This is a genomic window from Aureicoccus marinus, assembly GCF_002954325.1.
Taxonomy (GTDB): domain Bacteria; phylum Bacteroidota; class Bacteroidia; order Flavobacteriales; family Flavobacteriaceae; genus Aureicoccus; species Aureicoccus marinus.
Genome location: NZ_MQVX01000001.1, coordinates 1170834 through 1182234, shown reverse-complemented (window position 1 = coordinate 1182234; position 11401 = coordinate 1170834). Strand labels below are relative to the sequence as shown.

Below are 11401 nucleotides of genomic sequence, written 5' to 3'. Positions count from 1 at the left end.
ATTCAACCCTATGAAAATTGCAATTGTATGCTATCCCACCTTTGGAGGAAGTGGTGTAGTCGCTACTGAACTGGGCATTGCCCTTGCGGATCGCGGACACGAAGTTCATTTTGTCACCTACAAGCAACCCGTGCGATTGGAGCTCTTGAACAACAATATTCATTTTCATGAAGTTCACGTTCCGGAATACCCTTTGTTTCATTATCAGCCCTATGAATTAGCCCTCTCCAGTAAGTTGGTCGACACGATTAAACTTCATGGAATTGAGCTTTTACATGTACACTACGCCATCCCGCATGCCTATGCCGGTTATATGGCCAAGAAAATGCTGCAGGAAGAAGGCATCTTTATTCCCATGATTACCACGCTACACGGAACAGACATTACCCTGGTTGGTAAGCATCCGTTTTATCGTTCTGCCGTCACCTTTAGTATCAATAAATCCGATGTGGTTACTGCGGTTTCGGAGGATTTGCGAAAGAGTACCCTGGAACTGTTTGATATCACCCAAGAGATTGATGTGATTCCAAATTTTATTGACCAACGTAAATACCGCGAGGGCTTTACAGATTGTCAGCGTTCTCTCATGGCTGCGGATCACGAGAGAATCGTGACCCACATCAGTAACTTCCGAAAAGTGAAAAGGATACCGGATGTAATATCCATTTTTAATGGGATACAGAAAAAAATACCGGCCAAGTTGGTGATGGTCGGTGAAGGGCCTGAAAAAGCGGCTGCAGAAAAGCAGGCGAAAGAATACGGTATAGAGGACAAGGTGATCTTTTTGGGGAATAGCAATGAGATCGATCGCATCTTGTGTTTTTCGGACCTGTTCTTACTGCCTTCAGAAACCGAAAGTTTTGGTTTAGCGGCCTTGGAAGCGATGATCAATAAAGTGGCCGTGATCTCGACTAATACGGGAGGTATTCCTGAAGTCAACGTTCAGGGAGAAACCGGATACCTGAGTGATGTGGGGGACGTAAATTCCATGATTGCTCATTCCATTCGTGTTCTGCAGGATCCCGAAAAATTAGAGAGTTATAAGAACAAAGCCTATACATGGGCCATGACCTTCGATATACAGCATATCCTTCCTCTTTATGAAAGCGTATATGAAAAGGCCTACGCACAGCGACATAAAAACGCCTATTAATTCCTTGAATCTTCTGAGGTCTTTTGACCTCCTCTTGTCATTGAACGGAGAGAATTACCGTTCATCGAGTCGTTGATTTACCCGATTTATCGTTGACTTACAAGGCATTGATTTTCTGGTGTCTTTGGTCGATTATTGCAGCGATTGGTACCTCATTTTCCGAAGATCACGAAGCGGCGTTCTAGCTTTGCTTCAGCTATCCCAAATACGAGTGAACCATGAAAAAAATAATGCTGTTGCTAGTCATACTGGCCTTTCTACAAAACACCGCCTTCGCCCAGGAAGAGGTGAGACTCACTGCCAAAGACAGCGTTGCAGAGAGCTACTGGTTGGTAGGCTTAGGCTGGAACGTTGTGGATGATGCAGGTTTGTTATTCAATCAAGCTTTTAATGCTAACACCAATTGGAACTACGTTGTATTTCCATCTCGCTTAAGTGTTGGTAGATATTTTGATAACGGATTTGGACTTGAATTGATAGGGTCCTACAACAAATACAAGGAAGGAAACTTGGTCGATGGTCAGATCTTGACCGACGACATCGATTACTTCTCGGTAGATCTACGCGCGAGTTACGATCTCAATTATCTCTTTGGTGAAACCGGGTTCTTTGATCCATATGTTGGTGTAGGATTGGGTTATGCGGATGCCAATAACCTTGGACGTACCAACTTTTTGAGTACAATCGGTTTCCGTCTTTGGTTCAATGAGGATCTCGGTTTAGACATCAATACCAACGGTCACTTTGCCCTCAAGGAAGAAGCTTCGAATCATTATCAGCACGCTTTGGGATTAGTCTACCGCTTTGGATCAGAAAAGAAGTTGTCGGCTAAAGGAGAAGAAAAATTATTGATCATCACGCAGATGGAGGAGGCCGAAAAACGCCGCCTTGATTCGATTGCTGCTGTACGTGCTGAGGAGGCCAGATTGGCTGAGCAAATCAGAATTAAAGAAGCGGAAGCTCAACGCATCAAAGCGGCTGCTTTGGCTCTTGAAGAAGAAGAGCGCAAAAAGTGGGACGACCTGAATCGCCGAGTGGAAGAACTGGGTCATGTATACTTTGATTTCAACTCTTCTTTCCTGACAGCGAAGAGCAAAGAAATATTGGATCAAGTAGTCGCCTTGTTGAAAGAGGAAAATACCCGAGTAATCAAAGTTGTTACTCATGCGGATTCAAGAGGAGATAAAACCTATAATCAATGGTTGTCAGAACGCCGCTTGCAACGAGTAGTAGATTATCTGATTGCTGCTGAAATTGATCCAAACCAATTGCGCAAAAGTGCATTGGGAGAAGAAATCCTCAACAACGAGTGCAAGGATAACGTGCCTTGTCCGGAGAACAAACACCAAGAGAATCGCCGAGCTGAATTCAACCTAATTCGCTTGTAGACTCGGCCTCTAACGATATTGAAGAGTCCTATTTTTAGGTTTTGGTTCTACTTTAGAGACGGCACCCTGGGGAGGGTGCCGTTTCATTTTTAAGATGTGGTTAAATGCTCAGCAGGGTATCTAGGCTGAGTTTTAACACAAGTTGTTCCGTATGACAATTCAGCGCACTTTCACCTCATTTCAACTTTAGTAGGTGGAGATTCTTAGTTCGTTTTAAAGTGGGATTTATTGTGAAAAACCCGTCTGATAACATTGCTTAAAGGATTTTTGTTCCATTTAGTACTTGTGTAGTAAATTCAAGTAGAAAGAACTTTTTGGACTTTAAAAGAAGTTTTTAACTTTCCCAAATGAAATTGATATGAACTAAATACTGAAGAATAAGATAATTCAGGACTCACCAATTAGCAATAGGTCGACTAAAAAAAGAATAAATGATTAAAAAGATTATTCACAAGACTCCACTATCTAAAACACTGCAACAGATTAGGGGCAAAATGGATGCTCTTAAATTGGTTGATAATCGCACTTCCATTCAAGGAAAAAAAACTGTAATTTCTATATCCCCATATAAAACAGGAACTACATTCTTGGCGAGATGTTATTCTCCAGTTGTTTCGCTTCACGAGCCCATGCATTATTTATCATTGAAAGAGGTTCAAAAAAATTTTGATGCTTTTGTCATTCAAAGACAAAATACTCTCAATTTAAAATTAGAGTGTTCAGGATTTTGGAGTGCCTATATTGATGAATTGCATGACCATCCACTTGCGGATGAATTTCAATATGTATGTATACTTAGGCCTCCGTCAAGCTGGATTCGATCGGTTGTCAATCATTGGGTTAAGATTAAGAAAGATATGCGCTATGACTATATTAATGAATTGTTCTGGAAACAAAAGGTGGGTGTAGACTTGCATCAGATTCCCAATTTAGAAGGCGAGGCGCAGAACGAACAGGTCAAAATACTCGAGGATTTTTATTTTGATTATACCAATAAAACCAGGAAGCTGGATAATGTTGATTATGTTTGGCTCAGTCAGATTGAGGAGTATTTACCGGTACTCAATCAAAAAATTGATGAGGTCGGGGATCCTGGTAAATCATGGAAAAGAGGTCGTTCGTACAAGGTTTTTACCTACGAAAATGAGGCTTTGGATGCGGAATACGAGAAATTGACCAGTGCCTTTCATATGGCTATTCCTAAGTAGGACGGGAATCTAAAAGAAATTAGCCTCGACAATATCCACCAATTCTCGACAAAGTATACCTTTGTCATATTGGCTTGTTGCTAAGTTTCTGGAATTTTCACCCATCATACCTAACTTGGCTTCTTCACGGTAAATATCAGTGATTTTAGTCGCGCAATCCTTGGGGTCTTTTGGGTCTACAAAAAAACCACAATCGTATTGTTCAACCATGGCTTTTGTCCATCCTGCAGAATTGACGATGATGGGCTTTCCGGCAGATAAGGAATCAAATAGCTTATTCGGAGAGTTGGTTTTTAGTATTGGAATATCGCTAAAGGTGACTAAAGAAACCTGGCTGGCGTTAACGAGTTCGGAAGTGATATCCATTTTAAAAGCTCCTAGGTACTTCACATTAACCAGTCCTCGGTTTTGAATTTCACTTTCCAGATAATTTTGCATGGCACCGCGGCCGATAAAAACAAATTCAATATCTGAATTTGACTTTAGCAAGTCTGCTACATCGACGATATAATCGATGGCATTGGCCTGACCTAAAGCTCCAAAATAGATGATTCTAAATTTCTCTTGATCCAAATTGAACCTGGAAAGAATTTCTTGGTTAATGGGTCGGGAGTAGAATTGATCAATTTTGGCCATATTGGGGACCATACTCACCTTCTCCTTTTTTATCCCCGCTTGGATCACACCCTCTTCCATACCCGGAGATAGAGCAACAATGTGCTTGGCATTATTGTAAATAGTCCTTTCTAGCTGGCGGGTTAATCCAATGATTAGCTTATTCTTAATTGCACCCATTTGAATAGGCACTTCTGGCCAAAGATCCCTTACTTCAAAAATGTATGGAATGCGTTTGAATTTTTTTAATAAATAAGCCGGAATTCCAATAGTCAATGGCGTAGAGGTAGCAAAAACCACATCGGTGTTTTTTTGAGCAAACGCCTCTTTGGTACTGGCAAGCATAAACCTTGTAAATGAAACAAGGCGCTTAAAAATCCCCATTTTGTTCGAGTAGTTCACTCGGAGATAAATGACCGATATCCCATCCACTTCTTCTACTCTTTTGAATTCCTTTTGAGGGTATCGCGAAGTGATCATAGTGACTTCATGTCCTCTTTTGATCATTTCCTGAGCAATCCAATAGGATCTGGTTCCTCCAGGTTCTCTTGGGGTATTGAAGTATTGGTGAATGTAAAGGATCTTCATGATGAAATAGGTCAGTGCAAACCTAATAATATAATTTCCTTTTCACCCTAATGATTCTACGTTTTGAGTATACAAATCGTCCAGTTACAACACTTTTGACTCTATTCGATTGGAATGTTATAAGTTTGGCGTTAAAATGATAATTATGGTGTTGAAAGACGATCAGCTTTTGGCTGTGAAGGGAGCTGTAGAGGCTGGAAAGGAGATACTTAAAATCTATGATTCGGCTGACTTTTCAACTGATTTTAAAGCGGACAATTCTCCTCTGACGTCGGCGGATTTGGCGTCGAATAAAAAAATACTAGAGTATCTGAACCAATCTTCTTTTCCTATCGTAAGTGAAGAGACTAAAATGGTCACTTTTGATGAACGTACCAATTGGAATACCCTGTGGATGGTTGACCCCTTAGATGGGACCAAGGAGTTTATCAAACGCAATGGGGAGTTTACGGTCAATATCGCTTTAATCGTTCATAATGAGCCTGTTTTTGGTGTTATTTATGTGCCGGTTAGCAGAGAATTATACATCGGGCAAGTCGATAAAGCGACCAGTATTAAAGTGGTTTTGAATGAAGAGCACGAGTTGCCTAATTCTTTTGATACGCCAGGAGCTCAGCTTATTCCTCAGGCACCAAACTCCAGTCGAATCAGAGTCGTTGGAAGCAGATCGCACATGAATCAGGATACACAGGATTTTATTGACAATTTAAAGTCGGATTTTGAGGAAATTGATATTGTTTCAAAAGGAAGTTCCTTGAAGTTCTGTCTTGTTGCGGAGGGCTTAGCGGATGTCTACCCAAGATATGCCCCAACCATGGAGTGGGATACCGCGGCCGGACAAGCCATTTGTGAAGCGGTTGGTTTAGAAGTCATCTCAAAAGATACGGGAGAACCTTTGCGCTACAACAGGGAGGATATGTTGAACGGACATTTTTTAGTGAGACACAAGAGTGCTTAGTAAGATTAAGCATAAAAGGCACATTGCTAAAACCCTTACCTGGAGGGTGGTTGGGACCTTGGATACCATTGTTCTCAGTTGGATAATATCCGGGGACCCTACCATAGGTATGCAGATTGGATTGACCGAGTCCATCACCAAAATGGTACTCTACTATCTTCATGAACGGGTATGGGTCAAAATTTACATCGCAAACAGTAGAAAACGACATTTAATTAAAACAGTCACTTGGAGGGTCATAGGAACCTTAGATACTGTACTTTTGTCGTGGTTTTTTACGGGAAATCCTTATCTCGGTTTGCAGATCGGAGCCGCAGAGGTTGTTACCAAAATGCTCCTGTACTATTTGCATGAACGACTGTGGTATAAAATTAATTTTGGATTGGATAAACGTATCCGGGCGAGGAAATGGAAAAGAACATAGTAAGACACCAGTATAAGATTCTGCGGGAAGACAGAGAAAAACTTCTTAATCAGAAGGGTATGCTGGCGTTTTTTACAGGGCTGTCTGGTAGTGGTAAGTCCACGATTGCCAATGGAGTAGAGCAGGACCTGCACACCAAGGGCTATAAAACCTACGTTTTGGACGGCGACAATATACGCTCAGGAATTAATCAGGATTTGACTTTTAGTCCCGAAGATCGATCAGAGAACATTAGACGAATTGCAGAAGTTTCCAAGCTTTTTGTGGATGCCGGAATAGTCGTTATCGCTGCTTTTGTTGCTCCCTATGAAGCAGACCGGGAGTTTATTCGTAAAACAGTGGGAGCGGACAGCTATTTTGAAGTGTTTGTCAATACCAGTTTGGAAGAGTGCGAAAGACGAGATGTCAAAGGTTTATATGCCAAAGCCCGTTCAGGAGAAATTAAGAATATGACCGGAATTTCAGCTCCCTATGAATCTCCGAGTTCACCCAATATAGAAATGAATGAGTCGTTTACAATTCAAGAGTCGATTGACTTGGTTGTTAATGCCTTAAAACCGAAGATAAATTATTAACGAGTTACCGGAAAGGGAACTCCCTATCATTTTGATCTAATCGTGTACGAATGAAAAAGTACTATTTAAATTATTTAGATGAACTGGAAGCTGAGGGCATTTTTGTACTTCGCGAGGTTTGGTCTCAGTTCCAAAATCCTGCTATTCTCTTTTCAGGGGGAAAAGACTCTATTGTGGTCACCCATTTAGCACGCAAAGCCTTTGCACCTGCTAAGATCCTTTTTCTCTTATGCATGTTGACACAGGCCATAATTTTCCCGAAACCATTCAATTTCGCGATGATTTGATAAAAGAGATGGGGGCTCAGTTGATTGTAGGGTCCGTTCAGGAGTCTATCGATCAGGGCAGAGTCGCTGAAGAAAAAGGAAAAAATGCTACCCGTAATGCGCTGCAAATTACTACCCTGTTAGACGCGATCGAGTCGAATAAGGTAGACTGTGCCATTGGTGGTGGTCGTCGTGATGAGGAGAAGGCCCGTGCCAAAGAACGGTTCTTTTCTCACCGAGATGATTTTGGTCAATGGGACCCAAAGAATCAACGACCAGAGCTTTGGAACTTATTTAACGGTAAGCACTTTCAAGGAGAACATTTTAGAGCTTTCCCGATTAGTAATTGGACCGAAATGGATGTTTGGAGCTATATCGCTCGTGAGAATATTGAAATTCCTTCCCTGTACCTGGCCCACGAAAGAGAAGTGGTCTGGCGAAATGATTCCTGGATTCCCAATTCAGAATTTCTTGAATTGAGAGAAGGAGAAGAAATTCAGACTAAGAAAATCAGGTTTAGAACCTTAGGAGACATCACCATTACCGGTGGAATTGAGTCAGAAGCCGATAACATCGAAAAAATTATTGATGAGGTTTCGACCATGCGCCAAACTGAGCGCGGAAACCGCAGTGATGACAAACGCTCCGAGACGGCCATGGAGGATAGAAAAAAGCAAGGATATTTCTAATAGCAAGACAAAAGAAATGATAAACAATAATCAGTTATTGCGATTTACTACTGCAGGTAGTGTGGACGATGGAAAAAGTACCCTTATCGGTAGGTTGCTCTATGATTCGAAATCCATTTTTGAAGATCAGTTAGAAGCTATTGAAAATACCAGTAAGCAAAAAGGTCACGATGGTGTTGACCTTGCGTTATTTACAGATGGATTACGCGATGAAAGAGAACAAGGTATTACCATTGATGTGGCTTACCGCTACTTTACTACCCCAAAACGAAAGTTTATTATAGCGGATACTCCGGGTCATATTGAATACACCAGGAATATGATTACTGGTGCTTCAACGGCCAATGCAGCCTTAATTTTGGTCGATGCAAGGCATGGAGTAATCGAGCAGACCAAGCGCCATTCATTTATCGCCTCTCTTTTGCAGATACCACATATCATTGTGTGCATCAACAAAATGGACCTTGTTGATTATAAGGAAGAAACCTATAACAAGGTTATTCAGCAGTTTGAGGAATTCTCTTCGAAGTTATTGGTGAAGGACGTTCGATTTATCCCAATAAGTGCTTTGAATGGAGACAATGTGGTTAACCGTTCAGAAAATATGGATTGGTATCAAGGCGCGCCGCTCTTGCACACCCTAGAGACCATGCATATTAGCAGTGATATCAATAAGGTGGACATGCGCTTTCCTGTACAAACCGTTATTCGCCCTCAAAGTGAGGAGCACCGGGATTACCGAGGTTATGCAGGTCGCTTATCCAGTGGTATTATGAGACCAGGGGATGAGGTAACCATTATGCCCTCCGGATTCACTTCTAAAGTCAAATCTGTGGAATTGGCCAATCAGCCACTGGAAGAAGCCTTTGCTCCGATGTCAGTAACCGTAGAGCTGGAAGACGACATCGATGTGAGCCGAGGTAATATGATTGTTAGATCGAACAATAAACCCGAACCGACCCAGGACATCGAGATCATGCTTTGTTGGTTAAATAACTCACCGATGCAACCCGGTGCCAAATACCTGGTTCGCCACACCACCAACGATCAAAAAGCCATGATCAAGGAAATTATTTACAAAATAGATATCAATACGCTGGATCGAAATCCAGAAGATAAGTCCATTGGTATGAACGAAATTGCCAAGGTGCGATTGAGAACGACCAAGCCACTTATGGTTGATCCATATAGAGAAAATCGCAGTACAGGAAGCTTGATTCTCATCAATGAATCTACAAACGAAACCGTCGCTGCGGGAATGATTGTATAGCAGGTAAACTGGACTAATCGGAATAGGTTTTATGAATATTTTAATCACTTCAGCTGGACGAAGAGTATCTCTGGTTAGGGCTTTTCAGAAAGAGTTAAATAAGGTTAACTACAAGGCCAAAGTATTTGCTGCTGATGCAAACCCTGTAGCTTCTTCAGCCTGTCACGCGGCGGATGACTTTTTTAAAGTTCCTCGATTAGATGACCCGACCTATTTTGAGGTTCTAGAAAGTATCTGTACCCAGAATAATATTACTCTAGTAATACCGACTATCGATACAGAGCTTTTGCCTTTATCGAATAAAAAGAAAGAATTCCTTGAGAAAGGAATTCTTTTTTTGGTTTCAGATCATAAACTGGTAGAGAAGTGTCGTGACAAACGACAGATCCATGACTTCTTTGAAGAAAATGGAGTCCACATAGCGAAGGAATACAGCAAGGATAATTTTGAGATTCCCTTGTTTATTAAGCCTGTAGATGGAAGTCGAAGTGTAGACACCTATCTTATAACCGATAAGTCACAACTGACGGATTATCACTTCCAGAATGAAAAGTTGATGTTCTTGGAATACATTGATCACGATCAATACGAGGAGTACACCTGTGATATGTACTACGATCGGGAACACAAATTAAAATGTGTAGTTCCTCGAAAAAGGATTGAGGTCCGTGATGGAGAAGTGAACAAAGGGCTTACCAGTCGAAACGAAATCATCCCTTATTTAAGAGAACGTTTGTCGTTTATTGAAGGCGCAGTGGGCTGCTTGACAGCTCAATTTTTCTTGCATAAAACAAATGGAAAGGTTTATGGTATTGAAATAAACCCCAGATTTGGAGGAGGTTATCCACTGTCCTATAGGGCAGGAGCCAACTTTCCTGCCTGGATCATAGCGGAGTATTTTAAGCAAAGTCCAATTGATGATCATTTTTCTGATTGGGAAGATCAGCTCTTGATGTTGCGCTATGACGACGAAATTCTAGTTCATGGATATAAAGGTTAATTCTTCTACGGTTTGGTGCTTTGATTTAGACGACACCCTTTACAATGAGTTGGATTATTTAAGATCCGCCTATTCGGAAATCTCTAGACTTCTCGAACCGGAATCCTTTTTGGAATTGTACGTCCTTATGATCTCCATGTACCGTAACAAGGAGAATGTCTTCGACTATTTAACCGAAAATTACACTATTAGCAAGGAAGATCTTTTAAGAGAGTATAGAGAGCACATGCCTCGTATCACTCCCTTTAACGGAGTTGTTGAGTTATTCGAAGGTATTAGAAATCGCGGTGGAAAATTGGTTTGTATTACCGACGGTCGCTCTGTTTCGCAACGAAATAAACTCTTGGCCCTTGGACTCTTGGACTACTTTGAATTACTAGTGATCTCAGAGGAGGTGGGTTCAGCGAAACCTTCTACTTTGAATTACATGTTGGTCGAAGAACACTTTCCCGGAATGTCCTATACCTATGTCGCTGATAATTGGAAGAAAGATTTTATTGTTCCCAACGAACGAGATTGGGGCAGTATTGGCCTAATCGACAATGGAAAGAACATCCATTCAGGAGTTTTTCAGTTTATGATGTTAGAAGCCCATCGTCCCAAATCTCTTATTCGGTATATCAGAGAGCTAAACCCTATAGATTACCCTCGCCCATGAATTCTTCCATGGTGGCACTACTCTCAGAGGAAATACCCTCTTGTTGAAGAATTTTACCGACAGTTTTAAATAAAATCTTGAGGTCTAACGAAAAGGATTGGTGATTGACATACCAAACATCCAATTCAAACTTTTTCGTCCAGCTAATCGCATTTCTACCATTGACCTGAGCCCAACCAGTTATACCAGGTTTTACATCATGCCGTCTTAGTTGGAAGCTATTGTACCGCTCTAAATATTGAACAAGTAATGGTCTAGGTCCAACAAAACTCATGTCTCCTTTCATGATATTGATCAGTTGCGGTAATTCATCAATAGATAATTTTCGTACCATTTGCCCAATTGGTGTAAGCCGGAGCTCATCAGACAATAAATTACCCTCCAAATCTTTTTTGTCATTCATTGTTTTGAACTTGACAATCTTAAATACTTGTCCATTTTTGCCTGGTCTTTGTTGAAAGAAAAAGGGTTTTCCACCATTGGTTATGCTCAATGCGACTGTGGTTACTATAAGGAGGGGTAATGTTATCAAAAACAGTAAACTGGAGAATACAATATCAAATAAAGGTTTAATAAAGTAAGAGTACATACAATAGTAATAACTAGGTT

Annotated in this window: 11 protein-coding genes and 1 pseudogene; 10 read left to right on the top strand and 2 right to left on the bottom strand. The window is 41.1% G+C overall.

Annotated elements, in window-relative coordinates; genetic code table 11:
* Positions 1-10 precede the first annotated feature (10 nt).
* From bshA to BST99_RS05495, 3 genes are all read left to right on the top strand, one after another.
* On the top strand, positions 11-1153 hold the full coding sequence (gene bshA, locus BST99_RS05505) for an N-acetyl-alpha-D-glucosaminyl L-malate synthase BshA (RefSeq protein ID WP_105000905.1): 1143 nt from the start codon (positions 11-13) through the stop codon (positions 1151-1153).
* A gap of 218 nt (positions 1154-1371) precedes the next feature.
* On the top strand, positions 1372-2541 hold the full coding sequence (locus tag BST99_RS05500) for an OmpA family protein (protein WP_245916191.1): 1170 nt from the start codon (positions 1372-1374) through the stop codon (positions 2539-2541).
* A gap of 431 nt (positions 2542-2972) precedes the next feature.
* Positions 2973-3749, top strand: a complete 777-nt coding sequence (locus BST99_RS05495) for a hypothetical protein (RefSeq protein ID WP_146106213.1) — start codon at positions 2973-2975, stop codon at positions 3747-3749.
* Between the two features lie 9 nt (positions 3750-3758).
* Here the strand turns inward: BST99_RS05495 and BST99_RS05490 are convergent, their stop codons facing one another.
* The gene (locus BST99_RS05490; RefSeq protein ID WP_105000903.1) at positions 3759-4952 is read right to left on the bottom strand and encodes a glycosyltransferase family 4 protein; all 1194 of its coding nucleotides are present in this window, start codon (positions 4950-4952) and stop codon (positions 3759-3761) included.
* A 145-nt stretch (positions 4953-5097) separates the two neighbouring features.
* On the opposite strand from BST99_RS05490, the gene cysQ reads away from it, so the two are divergent.
* The 7 genes and pseudogenes from cysQ to BST99_RS05455 all read left to right on the top strand — a co-directional run bounded on the left by cysQ (position 5098) and on the right by BST99_RS05455 (position 10792).
* Positions 5098-5910 (top strand): 3'(2'),5'-bisphosphate nucleotidase CysQ, encoded by an 813-nt coding sequence (gene cysQ, locus BST99_RS05485; RefSeq protein WP_105002443.1) that lies wholly within the window; start codon positions 5098-5100, stop codon positions 5908-5910.
* The gene (locus BST99_RS05480; protein ID WP_105000902.1) at positions 5903-6334 is read left to right on the top strand and encodes a DUF2061 domain-containing protein; all 432 of its coding nucleotides are present in this window, start codon (positions 5903-5905) and stop codon (positions 6332-6334) included. The genes cysQ and BST99_RS05480 overlap by 8 nt, the downstream gene beginning before the upstream one ends.
* Entirely contained in the window at positions 6319-6909 is a 591-nt protein-coding gene (gene cysC / locus BST99_RS05475; protein WP_105000901.1) for an adenylyl-sulfate kinase, read from the top strand. Before BST99_RS05480 ends, cysC begins: the two co-directional genes overlap by 16 nt.
* Positions 6910-6959: 50 nt before the next feature.
* Positions 6960-7864: pseudogene (gene cysD, locus BST99_RS05470) on the top strand (sulfate adenylyltransferase subunit CysD).
* 16 nt (positions 7865-7880) lie between these two features.
* Positions 7881-9134, top strand: a complete 1254-nt coding sequence (locus BST99_RS05465) for a sulfate adenylyltransferase subunit 1 (protein WP_105000900.1) — start codon at positions 7881-7883, stop codon at positions 9132-9134.
* Positions 9135-9165: 31 nt separating this feature from the next.
* Positions 9166-10134, top strand: a complete 969-nt coding sequence (locus BST99_RS05460; protein ID WP_105000899.1) for an ATP-grasp domain-containing protein — start codon at positions 9166-9168, stop codon at positions 10132-10134.
* Complete coding sequence (locus tag BST99_RS05455) at positions 10118-10792, top strand: HAD family hydrolase (RefSeq protein WP_105000898.1); 675 nt, start codon at positions 10118-10120, stop codon at positions 10790-10792. The genes BST99_RS05460 and BST99_RS05455 overlap by 17 nt, the downstream gene beginning before the upstream one ends.
* Here the strand turns inward: BST99_RS05455 and BST99_RS05450 are convergent.
* Positions 10770-11381: a sugar transferase gene (locus BST99_RS05450; protein WP_105000897.1), complete on the bottom strand. Its 612-nt coding sequence runs from the start codon at positions 11379-11381 to the stop codon at positions 10770-10772. The genes BST99_RS05455 and BST99_RS05450 overlap by 23 nt on opposite strands.
* Positions 11382-11401: the final 20 nt, after the last annotated feature.